The sequence below is a fragment of the Candidatus Accumulibacter propinquus genome (assembly GCF_056856495.1).
The window spans coordinates 686,659-703,113 of the sequence record NZ_JBSEHC010000003.1 but is presented as its reverse complement, the minus strand read 5'-3'; the positions used below and the strand labels follow the sequence as shown (position 1 = coordinate 703,113).

Sequence of the window (16,455 nt, the reverse complement as noted above, 5' to 3'; positions counted from 1 at the left end):
GGAATCATCCCGGGCCGGGCAACGTGGAAGAGGTGAAGCATTGAATAACATGTTCAAGAATCTGGCAGTTTGGCTGGTCATCGGTCTCGTCTTGATGACCGTATTCAATCAGTTCAACAATCGCCAGGTAGCCCAGTCGTCGATGGAGTATTCCCAGTTCATCGAGGAAGTGGGCAAGGGAACGATTGCCAAGGTGGTCATCGAAGGGCGAGTGCTCAAGGCAACGACCACCGACGGCCGCAAGCTCACCAGTTACGCGCCTCCTGATCTGTGGATGGTTTCCGATCTCCTCAAACACGGTGTCAAGATCGAGGCCAAGCCCGAGGAGGAGCAATCCTTCCTGATGAGCATCTTTGTCAGTTGGTTCCCGATGCTGCTGCTGATCGGCGTATGGATTTTCTTCATGCGCCAGATGCAGGGTGGCGGCCGTGGCGGCGCTTTTTCGTTCGGCAAGAGCAAGGCGCGGCTGCTCGACGAGTCGACCAACACCATCACCTTCGCCGATGTCGCGGGTTGCGATGAAGCCAAGGAAGAGGTCTCCGAACTCGTCGATTTCCTGCGCGACCCTTCGAAATTCCAGAAACTGGGTGGCCGCATCCCGAAGGGCGTGCTGCTGGTCGGCAACCCGGGTACCGGCAAGACGCTGTTGGCCAAGGCGATTGCCGGCGAGGCCAAGGTGCCCTTCTTTTCGATTTCCGGCTCGGACTTCGTCGAGATGTTCGTCGGTGTTGGCGCGGCGCGTGTTCGCGACATGTTCGAGAACGCCAAGAAGCACGCACCGTGCATCATCTTCATCGACGAACTGGACGCTGTGGGCCGTCAACGCGGCGCCGGCCTGGGCGGCGGCAACGATGAACGCGAACAGACGCTCAACCAGATGCTGGTTGAAATGGATGGTTTCGAAGGCAGTGTCGGAGTCATCGTGATCGCGGCAACCAACCGGCCCGATGTGCTCGATCCGGCGCTGATGCGCCCCGGACGTTTCGACCGCCAGGTGGTCGTACCGCTACCTGACATTCGTGGTCGGGAACAGATCCTGGTGGTACATATGCGCAAGGTGCCGCTATCTCCGGATGTCAAGGCTGACATCATCGCCCGTGGAACGCCCGGATTTTCGGGTGCCGATCTGGCCAATCTGGTCAACGAAGCGGCACTGTTCGCCGCTCGCGGCAACAAGCGGCTGGTCGATATGGAGGACTTCGAGAAAGCCAAGGACAAGATCATGATGGGTGCCGAGCGCCGCAGCATGGTCATGAACGAGGACGAAAGGCGCAACACGGCGTACCACGAGTCGGGGCACGCCGTGGTCGCCAAACTGATGCCGAAATCCGATCCGGTACACAAGGTTACGATCATCCCGCGCGGCCGGGCGCTTGGACTGACCATGCAGTTGCCCGAAGAGGATCGCTACGCCTACGATCGTATTTATCTGCTGAGTCGGATCGCCGTCCTGTTCGGGGGCCGCATCGCCGAAGAACTGTTCATGAACCAGATGACCACCGGCGCTTCGAACGACTTTGAGCGGGCGACACAGATGGCACGCGACATGGTCACGCGCTACGGCATGTCCGATGCGCTGGGGCCGATGGTCTACGGTGAAAACGAAGGCGAGGTATTTCTCGGGCGTTCGGTGACCACACACAAGAACATGTCCGAAGCCACGATGGAGAAAGTTGACGCGGAAATTCGACGCATCATCGACGAGCAATATGCGCTTGCGCGCCGACTCCTCGAAGAGCAGCGCGACAAGGTCGAGGCGATGGCGGCAGCCCTGCTGGAACTTGAAACGATAGACGCCGATCAGATCAACGACATCATGGCCGGCAAGCCTCCACGCCCGCCAAAGCAGCCGCAGGCGCCGTCACCGAGCAAACCGGACCTCAACACACCGGACGCGGCGCCAAGCGCCACTGCCCCAGCCTGAGTAAACACCGGCGCAACGCCTCCCCTGTGCGCTCCCAGCGCCCAGCCCGATTGCTGGCCTGATGTTTCACTGCGGCCCGCACAGACTCCCTTCCGACCGCCCACTGCTGATGGGCGTGGTCAACCTGACGCCGGACTCGTTCTCCGGCGACGGTCTGGCCTGCGACCCGTCCACGGCCATCGCGCACGCGTACCGGCAAATCGAGGCCGGCGCCGACCTGCTTGATATTGGCGCAGAGTCGTCACGCCCGGGCGCACTGCCGACCTCAGTCGAGGATGAACTGACACGCCTGATTCCAGTGCTTGAAGGACTGGACGGCTGCGGCGTACCCCTCTCTGTCGACACCTACAAGCCGGAAGTGATGCGCGCGGCACTCGCGCACGGCGCGGCAATGATCAACGACATCTACGCGCTGCGCATGCCGGGAGCGCTGGCGGCCGTGGCTGACAGCGATTGCGCGCTCTGCCTGATGCACATGCGCGGCGAACCCTTGAGCATGCAGGAGCACCCCAGCTACGGCAATGTCGTAGCCGAAGTCCAGGCCTTTCTCGCACAGCGGGTAGCCGCAGCGCAAGAGGCAGGCATCGCCAGCGATCGCCTGCTCCTCGATCCGGGTTTCGGCTTCGGCAAGACACTCGCACACAATCTCGAACTACTGCGTCATCTGCAGATTTTCTCGTTTGCCGGACTGCCCGTGCTGGCGGGCATTTCGCGCAAGTCGATGCTGGGTACGATCACCGGACGTCCGGTCGGGGACCGCTTGGCTGCCAGCATCGCGGCAGCCTTGATCGCTGCCCAGCGTGGAGCGTGCATTCTGCGTGTTCATGACGTCGCGCCAACACGCGACGCCCTGGCCATCTGGCAAGCCGTAGAGTCCTCCCCTGGAAGCGGCGACTCACCCGCCGGCCTCCCACGGAAGACCTGACCAGCCCTGACATCGGGCGGTCCAGAGGCATTGACGTTTTTGCCCTCGACAGCGCAGACACTGGCGCGCCAACCTGCATTTTTCCTGCCTCTTCCGCCGCCAACGCAGCGCACAAGCGACGAATTGTGTGGTAGTAAACAGCGTCTCCCGCGCCGTTTGCGTAGAATGTCGTCTTGACGGACATCGATTTGTCTGCGCTCGACGGGAGAGAAGATCGTGACGAGGAAGTATTTTGGTACGGATGGCGTGCGTGGGCGTGTCGGAGAAATCCCGATCACACCGGATTTCGTCATGCGCCTGGGACACGCAACAGGAAGAGTTCTGGCCGCCCGCGACACGGCTCGCGTCAATATCAAGGGAAGCGAACGCCCGGCCGTATTGATCGGCAAGGATACCCGCATTTCCGGCTACATGATGGAAGCTGCGCTCGAAGCCGGCTTTTCTGCAGCCGGTGTGGATGTCTGTCTGGTCGGCCCAATGCCTACTCCGGCTATCGCCTACCTTACGCGCGCCCTGCGCCTGCAGGCCGGCGTCGTCATTTCGGCCTCGCACAACCCCTATTACGATAACGGAATCAAGTTCTTCTCCTCCCGCGGTACCAAGCTGCCGGATGAACTCGAATCGGAGATCGAGGCCGCGCTCGACGAACCGCTGACCTGTGTTCCATCGGCAGGACTTGGGCGTGCGCGGCGAATCGATGATGCGGATGGTCGTTACATCGAATTCTGCAAGGGCACTTTTCCTTTCGAAATGGATCTACGTGGGCTGAAGATCGTCGTGGATTGTGCCAACGGAGCGGCTTACCATATTGCACCACATGTCCTTCATGAATTGGGAGCCGAAGTCACCAGTATCGGCACCGAACCCAACGGGCTGAACATCAACCAGGATGTCGGTGCGACCGCACCTGCAGCCTTGCGGGCAGCGGTCATCGCCCAGGGCGCCGACATCGGAATCGCGCTGGACGGGGATGGCGACCGGGTGATGATGGTCGACGCGATGGGTAACCTCTACGATGGCGATCAACTATTGTTCGCGGTCGTCCGCAGCCGATTGCGCCAGGGCTCTGTCGCGGGGGTTGTGGGCACCTTGATGAGCAATCTCGCCCTGGAACACGCCCTCGGCGAGTTGCAGGTTCCTTTTGCCCGCGCCGCCGTCGGCGACCGCTACGTCATGGACATGCTGCGACAGAAGGGTTGGCTGTATGGTGGCGAGAACTCCGGCCACATTCTCTGCCTCGACAGGCACACCACCGGCGACGGCATCGTTTCCGCCCTGCAAGTGCTCTCGGCACTGCGTGAAGAAGGCGGTGATCTGCTGCAACTACTCGGCGGTCTGAAGCTCTATCCGCAAAGGCTGATCAACGTGGCGCTGAGCAAAGGCTTCCCATGGAAGCAGAACCCGCTGATCGACGCTACCCTGCGCGAGGTGGAGAGCGAACTCAATGGCTGCGGCCGGGTGCTGTTGCGTGCCTCGGGGACGGAACCGCTGCTGCGCGTCATGGTCGAGGGCCAGGACTCGCTGATAGTCTCCCGAGCCGCCGAGAAACTTGCCGCTGCGGTGCGTGAAGCGGTTTCCTCTTGATCGATCAATCCTGGGCTCGACGGCCAGCCGCCGAGCGGGATGGACACGGACTGCAGATCAACCGCTGCGGTCGACAGGCTGACCAGCTAACGGTCATTGCAGTTGCCGCCGCCCCGGATGATGAAAGAAGATGCGGGTTGGGAAGCGGCGGGTAGAGGTCGCGCAACATTTTGGCGGCTCGACCCCGCAAGCTAACGTGACCCGCTGAACCGACTCGTACCCCGGATTGCTGCCATCGAGCGCACACATTAAAAGGGCCGTTGGCGACCTGTCGCCTTCAGGCAATTTCGGTTCTGGCACCCACCGCCTCCCGCGTTCAAGTTTATGGCGAAAGGAGACGGTATGGAACTGGTTCCGATCCACAAGCGGGTCATTGGGCTGGATATTCATCAGGCCCAGGTCACGGCGTGCGCGATCATCGAGGAATCGGGCGGCGAGACACGACTCGAGCAGCGGCAATTTGGCGCGTTCAAACGGGACCGGCGGGAGCTGGCGGTCTGGGCGGCGGCGCTTGATCCGGACGAAGTCGTCATGGAAAGCACGGGCATCTACTGGAAGAGTCCGTATGCGGCGCTGGAGGCGGTCGGTATCCGGGCGACGGTGGTCAATGCCCGTCACGTCAAGCAGGTGCCGGGACGCAAGACGGATGTTGGAGATGCCCAGTGGCTGGCCACCCTGGCGCGAGCCGGTCTGCTCCGAGGGTCTTTCGTGCCGCCGGCCCAACTGCGCGAACTGCGTCTGATCGCCCGGCAACGGCAGAAGCTCGTCGGGCTGCTCTCGTCCGAGAAGAACCGCATGCACAAAGTGCTGACCGATGCCGGCATCCGTCTGGGCGTGGTGGTCAGCGATATCCATGGTCAGTCGGCACGCGCGATGATCAAGGGGATTCTCCGGGGGCAGGCTCCGCATGAGGTTCTTCAACTCGCCAGTCGACGTCTCAAAGCCAGCCGCGAGGAATTGCACGATGCCCTGCAGGGCGAATTGACCGCGAGTCACGTGTTCGTTCTTGACGAACTATTGCGGCATATCGAGGAACTCGAAGCGCGCATCGCCCGTTTCGACGCCCGCCTGCTCGCCGAATTGGCGAGCGAGCACAATGCGCTCGCCCTGCTGCAAACCTTACCTGGCGTCGATCTCATCGGCGCCGCCATGCTGCTCGTCGAGATCGGCAGCGACATGAGCGTCTTCGGCACCTCGGACCGCCTAGCCTCCTGGGTTGGCCTCTGTCCGGGCAACAACGAGTCGGCCGGGAAGCGCAAATCGGGACGCGTCCGCAAGGGCAATCCCTACGTCCGCCGACTCCTCTGTGAGTTCGCTCACGCCGCCAGCCGCACAAAATCGGCGTTCCAGGCCAAGTTCCAGTCGTTGATCGTTCGTCGTGGTCACAAACGCGCCATCGTCGCTTTGGCTCACAAAATGTTGCGCACCATTTTTTTCATGCTCAAGCGTGGCGAACATTACCGGGATTCCGCCACCAACTATGAGCAGCTCTCCGTGCAGCGCAACGCCTCTCGCTGGATCAAGGCGCTAACTCGCTTCGGCTTCATCCCCGCAGCCGCTTGATTCACGACAACCGATCTCCATGACCGCTCGCGGTCAGGTACTCGCGCGCTTGGAGACTGGGTTCTTTCACATTAACTGCCACTCGCCCTGAAGCGGTGCCGCCCTCAATTCAGTACAAGAAAAACTCGCGGCGCGCCATCCCCCAACCTTCTTCGTCGGCTCTGCTCAAGGCGTCCAGGTCGGTCGGCGTCGCCGCCGGGTCGTCCACCCACTCGCGCAGCAGCGGCGAGCCATTGATCAGGTCGATGGCCAGGCGATCAAATTCGTACTCGTACGCGAAATCTCGCCACAGGGCGTAATCCGGCAGCATTTGTCGCAGCGCCTTGAAAGCCAGGGCCTGCAGGCGCCACGGACGAAACAGGGCATGCCGGTAACAGCCATCCTCGACGTGAATCTGCACGCCATGGCACAAGTGACCCGTGTGCTTGTGAAAGGTTGGCTCGAACCAGCACTCGCGCAGGCGGCAGCCATCTAGCCATTGAGGGGCCAGCGCCTGCATGCCGCTGATCAAATGACGCGCGTCGATGTCCGGCGCACCAAAAAGCTCCAGCGGCCTCGTCGTACCCCGTCCCTCAGACAACGTCGTACCTTCGAGCATCACCGTGCCGGCGTAGCAGCGCGCCATCGACACGTTCGGAGCGTTCGGGCTGGGGTTGATCCAGCTCCGCTCGCCGAGTGGCCAGCCGTAGCCGGGCGCAGCCTCCGGGTTCCAGCCGTGCATCTTGATCACCGTGCAGTCGACGTCGAGCTTGAGCGTGCTGATGAACCAGCACGCCAGTTCGCCCATCGTCAGGCCATGGCGCATCGGTAGCGCTCCAGCGCCGACGAAGCTCTCCCAGCCGGGACGCAGCAGCAGCCCTTCAACCGGACGTCCCACCGGATTGGGCCGATCGAGTATCCACACCGCCTTGCCGTGCTCAGCCGCCGCTTCGAGCAGATAGCGCAGCGTGGTAATGAAGGTGTAGATACGGCAGCCGAGGTCCTGCAGGTCGATCAGCAGCACGTCGAAGCTGGCCATCATGACCGGCGTCGGACGTCGCACCAAGCCGTAGAGGCTGAACACCGGAATGCCGTGCACCGGGTCGAGGAATTCCGGCGATTCGGCCATATTGTCCTGCTTGTCGCCGCGCAGGCCATGTTGCGGCCCAAAGGCCGCGGTGATCCGCAGATCGGGCAGCGTGGCGAGCGCATCAAGGGCATGCTCCAGATTGGCGCTGACCGATGCTGGGTGGGCAACCAGGGCGATGCGGCGGCCATTCAGAGGCCTCCGCAACGCGTCGTCACTTAGAAGTCGGTCGAGTCCGAACTGCAGTACGGGCATCAGCCAATCCTTCGGGCAGATCTGTGCGGCGGCGCCAATTCCAGTGTGAAACCGTCACGATGGTGAAAATCGGGCAAGGCAGCGGGGTGGTGCAACGCCCAGTAACTGTGGCTGCCATCAAGCACGTCGATGGCTTCGATGACGGCGCAAAGACCGATCTGCAATCTCGCCGCATCTGTACTCCGTGGCAGGACGGCGGAAGCAATCCGCGCTTCGACTTCGAGGCGCCCGGCGGACAGCCTGGCCTTGATCTGCGGTGGAACAGGCAGGAAGCGGGTTTCCTCAAGCTGCCGGTAGTTGCCAAACGCGTAGGCAGCCCACTTGCCCGAGGGTGAGAAGTTGAACTCATGGTAGCCCGGCTCGCCAGCAACGCCGACGAAGACTTCGAAACAGGTATGTTCCCAGAGGCCGTCAGCACACCCCGGCGGTTGCGGTTCCGGAATGAGCAGACGGACCATGTCGCCGCGCAGACAATAGGCGATTTCAAGACTGCCATCGGCCGCGTACGCAGCGTGCGCTTCGAGTGAACGCACTACCGGGGCGGGAGTCGCCGGATGACGAACGAGACTCAGCGTAAACTCGGAGGGAAACATCGGTAGAAAAAGGGCTGGCCGCAACAGTGGGGAATTCTAGCGTCTTCCGCGACCTTGGCGGTGGGCTTTGTCGATTCTGCCGACCGCCAACGAGCCCTGCGTCGCGTTGGCAGTTCGCGACACAGTCATCGGCTGCACGGCAACGCCGGCTCACCGCAGAACATGGCGAAGGCCTGCCTCACGATGTCCTGTGTCAGGGCACGAACGATGAACACCAAACGGCTCTGATGGTCGCCGTCCGGCCAGGCAGGCAGCATCGCTTCCGGGTAGCGCATGTGCTGCACGCACTGCAGCACGCGTGGCCCGTTCTCACCCTGCACCGCAATCAGGCCCTTGACGCGCAGGATGCGATCGCCACAGGTGGCGAGCAGAACATCAATCGCCTCGGCGAACTCCGGCCAGGCAAATGGCTGCTCGAAACGCAGCACGAAGGCATGCACCAGCGCATCGTGGCGGTTACCGGCAGGCACTTGCACTAATTGATCGTGCACTGCGGCGGCGGCCACTTTCTCCTCGGCCAGCCAGCGGCGTACATCGGCCGTCTTGCTGCCCGGATCATAGAGCCCACACCCCATCACCTGCTCTGCGCTGACGACACCCCGATAGACCTCGATCTGCGACGCTCCAGGATTGGCGCGTGCCAGACGGCGGGCAACGCCGGCAATCTCGTCGGGGGTCGCCAAGTCACACTTGGTGAGCAGCAGACGGTCCGCCATCGCCACCTGGCGTATGGCCTCGAAGTGACGACTGAGCTGGCGACCGGCATGGGTGACATCGACCGCCGTGACCACCCCGTCCATGCGAAAGCATTCGGCAATGAAGAAATCTTCGAGCAGGGTGTAGAGCACCGGCGCCGGATCGGCCAGGCCGGTGGTTTCGATGAGAACACGCGCGAAAGCCGGGATCTCGCGCCGCAAACGACGCATGAACAGGTCGCGCAGGCTGCGCGCCATCTCCCCGCGTACGCTGCAGCACAGACAACCCGATCCGAGAACGACGACCTGGTCGTCCACCTGTTCGACCAAGTGGTGGTCTATGGCGACGTCTCCCAATTCGTTGATCAGGACGACGGCATTGGCGAGTGCCGGCTGTCGCAACAGGTGATTGAGCAGCGTAGTCTTGCCGGCCCCCAGAAAACCCGTAAGGACGGTCACCGGGATGGTCCGATCGGGGTCTGGTGCACGCATGGCTCAGGCCTCGCGCTCGCGGTTTCGCGCGCCGCACCCTACCGCTGGCGCGTACGTTGCGGCCGCTTCGCTTCCCCTGCGCGTAACGGACCGCCATGAACTTGTCGAGCTGATTGCAGGCGCCCGGCGGTGATCGCCGATCATCGGTGCTCGCCGGTACAGCCGGCGCATCGACCGCGCAGGTCGAGTTCGAGATGTGACAGCGAAAAACCCTCGGGCAAGCTGGGGGGTGCTGGCGGCGCCGCATCAAGGCAGAACACACGCCCGCAGTTTTCGCAACGAAAATGCGTGTGCGCCGAATGCTCGCCGATGGCGGCCGCCGAGAAGCGGAAGACCCGCTGCGCATCGGCATTTCGGTGCGCCAACCCACTCTCCACCAGCCAGTCGAGTACGCGATAGAGCGTCACCCGATCGACGGGCAGATCGCCGATCGCCTGCTCGATCTCGTGGTGTGTCAGCGCCGCCGGTACCATGCGCAGCAGCCGCAGGACGCGCACCCGCGCCGGCGTCGCGCGCGCACCCGTGCGGCGAATGAGCAAGGCAGCAGTTTCAGCCTCCGCGGCGGATTCGACAGCATTCTTGACCACAGTCATGCAACGATTTAAGCACAGTACGATGCCAGATGCAACAGAGTTGCGCCGGATGGGCACCGCTGCAGGGGCAATAAAACAATGCGGCTGCGCACACGGGGCGTAAGGTTGACGGTTGCTTGAACGACCATAGCGCAAACGGTCATCACTCGTGTCCGCGTCGGCGAGAACTGCAACTGTTGTCCGCCTCCCGGTTGCTGGCTTGGGGAACTGTAGCAGTGCTTTTCGGCCGAACACCTGAAAGCGCTGTCTGTACACGTCGATGCCCGGAACCACAGCAGATGGTACGTCTGTTTCGCAGGGCCGCATTTTGTTTCGGACTGCAGGCAGCCAATCTGTTGGGGTTGATCGCCCCAGCCACCGGCAGCCTGCTGCGCCGGACTGGCGTCCCTTAGTTGTTACTGGAGATATCTCATGGATCGTCGTCAATCACTGAAATGGCTGAGTGGCTTGTCAGCCTTCGTCCTGCCCGTTACTGCCCCGGGCCCAGCCTGGGCCGGTAACGGCAGCAAGTTGCAGAAATCGAAGACCGAATGGGCCGCCCTGCTGCCGCAGCCGGCCTATCGCGTTCTCTTTGAAGAGGACACCGAACGCGCCGGCAGCAGCCCATTGAACCAGGAAAAGCGCGACGGCACCTTCATTTGCGCCGCCTGCCACCTGCCACTGTTCGACAGCGCGACCAAGTACGACAGCGGCACCGGCTGGCCCAGCTTCTGGGAACACCTGCCGGAGTCGATTGCCACCAGGACCGACTTCAAGCTGTTCTATCCGCGTACCGAGTACCACTGCTCCCGCTGCGGCGGACACCAAGGCCATGTCTTCAACGATGGCCCCAAGCCCACCGGCAAGCGCTATTGCAATAATGGGCTGGCCCTGCAATTCGTGCCGCGCTCGGAGAAGCTGCCGGAGTTGCGGACATGAGCACGCGCCTGCGACTGGCGGCGCTGCTGCTCCTGATCGGTGGCCATGCCGGCGGCGCCGAGCCACCCGCGCCCAAAGCAACCGAAGTCCGAACGGCAATTTTCGCCGGCGGCTGCTTCTGGTGCATCGAAGCGGATTTCGAAAAGTTGCCTGGGGTTCTTGCCGCAGAGTCCGGCTATACCGGCGGCCGTACGGCAAACCCAAGCTACGAACAGGTCAGCGCCGGCAACACCGGACATACCGAGGCCATACGCGTGTCCTATGATCCGCAGCGGCTGAGCTATCCGCAGTTGCTCGACTATTTCTGGCGCCATATCGATCCGACGGTCAGGAACCGACAATTCTGCGATGTCGGCACACAATACCGCAGCGGCATCTACTGGCAGAACGAGGTCGAACGCAAGGCAGCCGAAAGCAGCCGTGACGCCTTGCTGGCCAGCGGCAAGCTGCCGCATATCGAAACCGAGATCGTCGCCGCCGCCACCTTCTACCCGGCAGAGGAGTACCACCAGGACTACTACAAGAAGAACCCGATCCGTTATGCCTATTATCGCCAGGGTTGCGGCCGCGACGCCCGGGTAAAGCAGATCTGGGGGAGCAGCTAGTCGCCCTGGCTCGCCGCGCACTCATTCCACCTGGCAGAGAAGACCCTTGAGGTATTCACCTTCACTGAAATTCAAGGCAACCGGGTGATCCGGAGAGGCCCCGAGACGGCGCAGGATACGCGCCTCGCGCCCGGCACCAAGCGCGGCTTCGGCAAGGATCTGCTGGAAGTGTTCACCGCTGATGCCGCCCGAGCACGAATAACTCATCAGCAGACCACCGGGATTCAGCAGGCGAAACCCGAAGACGTTGATGTCGCGATAGGCCCGCGCAGCGCGTTCGGCATGTACCGCCGAAGGAGCGAACTTTGGCGGATCGAGAATGATCAGGTCGAAGCGTCGACCCTGATCATTCAACGCCCGCAGTTCATTGAAAACGTCCGCCTCTCGCCATTCGGCACGGTTCGCGTCGAGATGCGGGTTGAGCGCCAGATTTTCTGCCGCCATGGCCAGCGCAGGGCCGGACGAGTCGATCGACAGCACGCTGCTCGCACCGCCAGCCAGCGCCTGCAGCGAAAATGCGCCGCTATAGCAGAAGCAGTTGAGCGTCGCACGACCTGCTGCGAGGACCCGCGTCAGCACCCGGTTGTCGCGTTGATCAAGGTAGAAACCCGTCTTGTGGCCAGCAACGATGTCGACACGCAGGCGCACGCCGTTCTCGACGATGGCCAGCGGCTCTGGCGAAGCTTCGCCATACGCCCAGCCGGTGACCGGATCGAGCCCCTCCAGTCGGCGGACGCCTGAATCCGATCGCTCGTAGATGCGTGCGCAAGCGCTTGCCCGGTGCAGCGCGGAGATGATCGCCCGTCGCCACTTCTCGGGGCCGGTGGCGGTCAGTTGCAACACCACGGTGTCGCCATAGCGGTCAGCAATCACCCCCGGCAGACCGTCGGACTCGCCATGGATCAGCCGCAAGCCGTCCTGGCCACGCAACTCCGGCAACATTCCACGACGTTCGACCGCCGCCTGGACACGGCGCTTGAAGAAAGCGTCGTCTATGACTTCCTCGGGGTCGAAGGTCCACACCCTGGCCCTGATCTTCGACTCGGGACTCCACGCCGCCTTCGCCAGGGGCCGGCCGTTGGCGGCAACGACGTCGACAGTATCGCCCGGCCGCGCACGACCGCTCAGTCGTTCAACCGCAGTGGCGAAAATCCAGGGGTGACGACGGACCAGCGAGCGATCCTTGCCGGGCAGAATAACGAGCTGAGCCATAGAATCCCGCGCCTGGCATGTCAGCCGGGCGACAATGAAGTTGGAGCGGCGCAGTCTACACCACTGCGGGTGTCTCGCCGAATCCGGGGTTGGGAGTTTGCTGCCGGCCCCCCATTTTTTTGAGGCTCATCAACGAAAGCGCAGGCACGAATACACGCCCGAAACGTGACGCGGCGCGATACCGGAGGTATCGCGCCGCGCGTGCTGCAAACACCGACAAGTCAGCTTTTTGGTTTGGCCGGGGTGCTCATTTCCGTCTGGCCATCCTTGGCTTTTTCAGCCGAGCAGGCGACAGCATGAACACTAGATAGCGCCAGCGCCAAAGCCAACAGGCCGGCGATCAGTTTCCCCATACGCTTCTCCTTGTGGCTGCCGATATTGGCAGGCTCACTCTAGGCCAATCAGATGCGAAATACAACCCCGATAGACCGAGTGGCTTTCAGCACAGCTTGACAACGATGTTGTCTAGCGCCCGTGCCGCATCGGCAACGCGGTCAGCAGCGTTGGACAAGTGGCGATAGGTTTCACGGCGCTTGAACATGTTCAGGTAGTCGTCACCCTGGAAAAGTTCCGTAATCGCCCGTCGATACGACTTTTCGACGGTGCGTTCGGCCTTCCGTGCGGCATTGGCATCAAGACCAGCGCCCGCCGGGTCAGTCGCCAGGCGCGCGAATCCCTTCGCCAGCGCGTCCGTGCCTTCGCGAATATGCAGCGCGATCTGCAGGCTGTGCTTGTCTGGCTGCAGACCCAGCATGTCCATCTCGACGACGGTGGACTTGCAGTAGTTCACGATGTCGTCGAGCGTGGTGATCGCGCGGAAGAGGTCTTCGCGGTCGACCGGTGTCGAGAAGGCGTCGCTCAACACGCTGAGGTTGGCGGCCTTGATCCGGTCGGCTTCGTGCTCGTCGTCGCGGACCTTCTGGCTGACCGTCACGTCGCCGGTTTCCATGAATTCCACGAGCAGACGGGTGGTCTCCGCGGCGTTCGCGCTCTGCTCGGCGAGCATCCCGAAAAAGTCCGCGACGGTCGGGAAGACCCGCTCATACAGACGGCGAAAAATTGGTTTGTCTTCGGCTTGATTGTCGTCCATGGTTCATCTCCTCAGTTAGTGTTGGCCAAGAATGATTCTGGCCAGGGCGTAGCAAACAATGGCAGTGAGTGCCGAAGCGGGGATGGTGATCACCCAGGTCTTGGCGATGTCAACGGCCTTCTTCCAGCGTACGGCACGTGGGTGTTCGGAATAACCGATGCCCATGATCGAAGTGGCGACCACGTGCGTGGTCGATACCGGTGCGCCGACGACCGAGGCAGAGAGAATCAGCAGCCCGGAAGTCAGCTGCGAAGACAAGGCGTGCAGCGGGCGTACGCGATAGATGGCAAAGCCAAGTGTGCGCACGATCCGCCAACCGCCGGACAGGATTCCCAGCGTGATCGCCGTGGCACAGGCCAGGACGACCCAGAACGGCACCTCGAATTTCGGAATGAAACCACCGAGCAAGAGCACCAGCGTCAGCATACCCATGCTCTTCTGGGCGTCGTTGGCGCCGTGCGAAAAGGCGAGGGTGGCCGCACTGACGAACTGCAGCTTCCTTAGGGTGTTATTGGCACTCGGCTTCGAACCGGCCATCAGTTTTCGCGCGATGCGGAAAACCAGGAAACCGCACCAGAAACCGAGCAAAGGCGAGAGGAGCAGCGAAACCAACACCTTCATCACGCCGAGGAGTTTGCCGTCGTGCATCAGCGGCGTCCAACCCCAGATCACGTACTCGGATCCGACGGCCGCGACCACCGCGCCCGCCAGGCCACCGACCAGCGCGTGTGACGAAGACGAGGGAATGCCAAACCACCAGGTCGCCAAATTCCAGACGATGGCGCCGAGCAACCCGCAGAACAGGATCAGTACCGCGAGGCTGGCATCCACAGTCGACAGGTCGACGAACTTGCCGATGGTGTTGGCCACCGCCGTCCCCCCCAACAAGGGTCCGAGAAACTCGAACACGCCAACGACGACCACCGCCTGCGCCGGGGTCATAGCCCGCGAAGCGATGATCGTGGCGACGATGTTCGCCGCATCATGAAAGCCGTTGGTGTAGTCGAAAAACAACACGATCACCACCGTGGCCACGGCCATCCAGTACAAATTTTCCATACGCCCCCTTCCTGTAAAAGGACCCGGAAGGCCCCTTTCTTGTAAAAAGTGTGCCGATTATGCACAAAATTTTAAAGTTGTCCACGTTCTGTTAACATCGTCAGCATCGAAAGCTGGTCTGGAGGACAAATCATGCGTCTGGAGGAGCAGGGCGAAAGCCTGAATATTGAAGACCGGAGGGGGGGAGATGGCGGCATCGGGCGCGGTAGCATCGGCATCGGCACACTGCTGGTTGCGCTTGCCGCCGGTTATTTTTTCGGCGTCGACCCGGCGGTGATCCTCGGCCTGGCGTCGAGCGGCAACCACTCCCCTGTCACGCCGCAACCCGCGCAAAAGCCACCGGCCAACGACGAGATGGCGCGTTTCGTCGCCAAGGTACTCGGCAGTACCGAGGCCACCTGGCGCAGCATTTTCGACGCGGCGGGGCGCCGCTACCAGGAACCGAAGCTGGTAATATTCACCGGCGCCACCCCAACGGCATGCGGCACGGGACGCTCGGCGATGGGCCCCTTTTATTGTCCATCGGATCAGAAGGTCTATATCGACCTGGCATTCTACCGCGACCTCCGGGAACGCTTCCACGCTCCCGGCGAATTCGCGCAGGCTTACGTCATCGCCCACGAAGTCGGTCATCACGTGCAGAACCTGCTCGGCATTTCCGACAAGGTGCACGCGGCGCAACAACGTAGCGGCAACCGTGCTGGAGCCAATGCGCTGTCGGTACGGCTTGAACTGCAGGCCGACTGCTTCGCTGGCGTCTGGGGTCATCGCGCCGACAGCATGCAGAAGATCCTCGAGCCCGGCGAAACCGAACAGGCACTCACCGCGGCGTCGGCAATCGGGGACGATCGCTTGCAGCGCCAGACGCAGGGCCAGATCGTTCCCGAGTCGTTCACTCACGGCACTTCCGCACAGCGCGTGCGCTGGTTCAATCGAGGCATGGACAGCGGCGACATCCGCCAATGCGACACTTTCAGCAGCGCGTCGCTGTAGTCGGGAGACCACCGTGCAGATCCCCCGTATATTCGTTCTCTTTTGCGCACAACTCGTACTCGCTCTGGCGCTGCCCTCGCTCGCTGGCGCCGGCTTGCCGAGAGCGGCCAGCGTTCCCGGCGGCGTGGCCCTGGTGTCCCTTGGTCCGGTATCGGCCAGGCCGCCGCGCGTCTGGCTCGGTGAACAGCAGGTCCTGGTCGCTGCCGAGGGAGGGCAGTGGGTCGCTGTGGTTGGGCTGGCGCTGGACACGCTTCCCGGCGCCCACGAACTGCGGGTGGACGAAGCCGGTGTGACACGCACCGTCCGTTTCAGCGTCAAACCCAAGGACTATCCGGAACAGCGGATCACGCTCAAGGACAACAGCAAGGTGCAGCTTTCGACCAGCGACCTGGAGCGCGTCGAAGGCGAGATCGCAAACATTCAGCGCTTGAAGCGGCATTGGCGCGAAGCCGAGGACACCGACACCGGGTTCATTTTGCCGACGACCGGACGGCTCACCGGGCGCTTTGGTGTCCGCCGCTTCTTCAATGGAGAGGCGCGCGCACCACACGCCGGGTTCGATATCGCTGCCGAACGTGGTACGCCTGTCAGGGCCAATGCGCAGGGTATCGTGCTCGCCGCCGATGACTATTTCTTCAACGGCAACAGCGTTTTTGTCGATCACGGCAACGGCCTGATCAGCCTGTACTGCCATCTGGAGCGCATCGACGTGCAACCCGGAGAATCGGTCAGCAAGGGGCAACGCATCGGCCTCTCGGGGATGAGCGGCCGCGCCACCGGTCCGCACCTGCACTGGAGCGTGGTGCTCAACGGCGCCATGGTTGATCCGGAACTGTTTGTCGCGGTCCCTGGCAAGTCACGCTGATGTGCCCGGCCCGCGCCGGGCAA

At 62.4% G+C, this 16,455-nt stretch carries 16 protein-coding genes; 8 read left to right on the top strand and 8 right to left on the bottom strand.

Annotated elements, in window-relative coordinates; all coding sequences use genetic code 11:
• Positions 1-40: 40 nt before the first annotated feature.
• The 4 genes from ftsH to AC15MQ_RS09285 all read left to right on the top strand — a co-directional run bounded on the left by ftsH (position 41) and on the right by AC15MQ_RS09285 (position 5,996).
• Positions 41-1,924, top strand: a complete 1,884-nt coding sequence (gene ftsH / locus AC15MQ_RS09300; RefSeq protein ID WP_287653737.1) for an ATP-dependent zinc metalloprotease FtsH — start codon at positions 41-43, stop codon at positions 1,922-1,924.
• 61 nt (positions 1,925-1,985) lie between these two features.
• Positions 1,986-2,849, top strand: a complete 864-nt coding sequence (gene folP, locus AC15MQ_RS09295; protein WP_483079950.1) for a dihydropteroate synthase — start codon at positions 1,986-1,988, stop codon at positions 2,847-2,849.
• Between the two features lie 216 nt (positions 2,850-3,065).
• Positions 3,066-4,433 carry a phosphoglucosamine mutase gene (glmM, locus tag AC15MQ_RS09290; RefSeq protein WP_287653740.1) on the top strand — a complete coding sequence of 456 codons (1,368 nt, stop codon included), beginning with the start codon at positions 3,066-3,068 and terminating at the stop codon, positions 4,431-4,433.
• A 342-nt stretch (positions 4,434-4,775) separates the two neighbouring features.
• The gene (locus AC15MQ_RS09285) at positions 4,776-5,996 is read left to right on the top strand and encodes an IS110 family RNA-guided transposase (protein ID WP_483079949.1); all 1,221 of its coding nucleotides are present in this window, start codon (positions 4,776-4,778) and stop codon (positions 5,994-5,996) included.
• A gap of 109 nt (positions 5,997-6,105) precedes the next feature.
• Here the strand turns inward: AC15MQ_RS09285 and AC15MQ_RS09280 are convergent, their stop codons facing one another.
• From AC15MQ_RS09280 to AC15MQ_RS09265, 4 genes are all read right to left on the bottom strand, one after another.
• Positions 6,106-7,317, bottom strand: a complete 1,212-nt coding sequence (locus AC15MQ_RS09280; RefSeq protein ID WP_287666888.1) for an exo-beta-N-acetylmuramidase NamZ family protein — start codon at positions 7,315-7,317, stop codon at positions 6,106-6,108.
• Positions 7,317-7,934 carry a DOMON-like domain-containing protein gene (locus tag AC15MQ_RS09275; protein ID WP_350497330.1) on the bottom strand — a complete coding sequence of 206 codons (618 nt, stop codon included), beginning with the start codon at positions 7,932-7,934 and terminating at the stop codon, positions 7,317-7,319. The genes AC15MQ_RS09280 and AC15MQ_RS09275 overlap by 1 nt, the downstream gene beginning before the upstream one ends.
• A gap of 101 nt (positions 7,935-8,035) precedes the next feature.
• Positions 8,036-9,097 (bottom strand): CobW family GTP-binding protein, encoded by a 1,062-nt coding sequence (locus tag AC15MQ_RS09270; RefSeq protein ID WP_350497331.1) that lies wholly within the window; start codon positions 9,095-9,097, stop codon positions 8,036-8,038.
• A gap of 140 nt (positions 9,098-9,237) precedes the next feature.
• Positions 9,238-9,690, bottom strand: a complete 453-nt coding sequence (locus AC15MQ_RS09265; RefSeq protein ID WP_287653746.1) for a Fur family transcriptional regulator — start codon at positions 9,688-9,690, stop codon at positions 9,238-9,240.
• Positions 9,691-10,101: 411 nt separating this feature from the next.
• On the opposite strand from AC15MQ_RS09265, the gene msrB reads away from it, so the two are divergent.
• Positions 10,102-10,608, top strand: a complete 507-nt coding sequence (gene msrB, locus AC15MQ_RS09260) for a peptide-methionine (R)-S-oxide reductase MsrB (protein WP_287653748.1) — start codon at positions 10,102-10,104, stop codon at positions 10,606-10,608.
• Positions 10,605-11,213, top strand: coding sequence for a peptide-methionine (S)-S-oxide reductase MsrA (msrA, locus tag AC15MQ_RS09255; protein WP_350497333.1), 609 nt, complete (start codon positions 10,605-10,607; stop codon positions 11,211-11,213). The genes msrB and msrA overlap by 4 nt, the downstream gene beginning before the upstream one ends.
• A 21-nt stretch (positions 11,214-11,234) precedes the next feature.
• Here msrA and AC15MQ_RS09250 read toward each other — a convergent pair whose 3' ends face one another.
• From AC15MQ_RS09250 to AC15MQ_RS09235, 4 genes are all read right to left on the bottom strand, one after another.
• The gene (locus tag AC15MQ_RS09250; protein WP_287653751.1) at positions 11,235-12,425 is read right to left on the bottom strand and encodes a class I SAM-dependent rRNA methyltransferase; all 1,191 of its coding nucleotides are present in this window, start codon (positions 12,423-12,425) and stop codon (positions 11,235-11,237) included.
• Between the two features lie 221 nt (positions 12,426-12,646).
• Entirely contained in the window at positions 12,647-12,778 is a 132-nt protein-coding gene (locus AC15MQ_RS09245) for a hypothetical protein (RefSeq protein WP_483079948.1), read from the bottom strand.
• Between the two features lie 86 nt (positions 12,779-12,864).
• Positions 12,865-13,515 (bottom strand): DUF47 domain-containing protein, encoded by a 651-nt coding sequence (locus tag AC15MQ_RS09240; RefSeq protein WP_287653755.1) that lies wholly within the window; start codon positions 13,513-13,515, stop codon positions 12,865-12,867.
• Positions 13,516-13,530: 15 nt separating this feature from the next.
• A complete protein-coding gene (locus AC15MQ_RS09235; RefSeq protein ID WP_483079947.1) occupies positions 13,531-14,574 on the bottom strand; it encodes an inorganic phosphate transporter in 1,044 nt (347 codons plus the stop codon).
• A 132-nt stretch (positions 14,575-14,706) separates the two neighbouring features.
• Between AC15MQ_RS09235 and ypfJ the strand changes: the two genes are divergently transcribed.
• Positions 14,707-15,567: a KPN_02809 family neutral zinc metallopeptidase gene (gene ypfJ / locus AC15MQ_RS09230; protein WP_483079946.1), complete on the top strand. Its 861-nt coding sequence runs from the start codon at positions 14,707-14,709 to the stop codon at positions 15,565-15,567.
• Positions 15,568-15,580: 13 nt separating this feature from the next.
• A complete protein-coding gene (locus tag AC15MQ_RS09225) occupies positions 15,581-16,432 on the top strand; it encodes a peptidoglycan DD-metalloendopeptidase family protein (RefSeq protein WP_483079945.1) in 852 nt (283 codons plus the stop codon).
• Positions 16,433-16,455 lie beyond the last annotated feature (23 nt).

Bases quoted from the DNA above. Each gene is read 5' to 3' on its own strand.
- folP (WP_483079950.1), top strand. From the start codon at position 1,986: ATGTTTCACTGCGGCCCGCACAGACTCCCTTCCGACCGCCCACTGCTG.
- AC15MQ_RS09285 (WP_483079949.1), top strand. From the start codon at position 4,776: ATGGAACTGGTTCCGATCCACAAGCGGGTCATTGGGCTGGATATTCAT.
- AC15MQ_RS09280 (WP_287666888.1), bottom strand. From the start codon at position 7,317: ATGCCCGTACTGCAGTTCGGACTCGACCGACTTCTAAGTGACGACGCG.
- AC15MQ_RS09270 (WP_350497331.1), bottom strand. From the start codon at position 9,097: ATGCGTGCACCAGACCCCGATCGGACCATCCCGGTGACCGTCCTTACG.
- AC15MQ_RS09265 (WP_287653746.1), bottom strand. From the start codon at position 9,690: ATGACTGTGGTCAAGAATGCTGTCGAATCCGCCGCGGAGGCTGAAACT.
- msrB (WP_287653748.1), top strand. From the start codon at position 10,102: ATGGATCGTCGTCAATCACTGAAATGGCTGAGTGGCTTGTCAGCCTTC.
- msrA (WP_350497333.1), top strand. From the start codon at position 10,605: ATGAGCACGCGCCTGCGACTGGCGGCGCTGCTGCTCCTGATCGGTGGC.
- AC15MQ_RS09250 (WP_287653751.1), bottom strand. From the start codon at position 12,425: ATGGCTCAGCTCGTTATTCTGCCCGGCAAGGATCGCTCGCTGGTCCGT.
- AC15MQ_RS09245 (WP_483079948.1), bottom strand. From the start codon at position 12,778: ATGGGGAAACTGATCGCCGGCCTGTTGGCTTTGGCGCTGGCGCTATCT.
- AC15MQ_RS09240 (WP_287653755.1), bottom strand. From the start codon at position 13,515: ATGGACGACAATCAAGCCGAAGACAAACCAATTTTTCGCCGTCTGTAT.
- AC15MQ_RS09235 (WP_483079947.1), bottom strand. From the start codon at position 14,574: ATGGAAAATTTGTACTGGATGGCCGTGGCCACGGTGGTGATCGTGTTG.
- ypfJ (WP_483079946.1), top strand. From the start codon at position 14,707: ATGCGTCTGGAGGAGCAGGGCGAAAGCCTGAATATTGAAGACCGGAGG.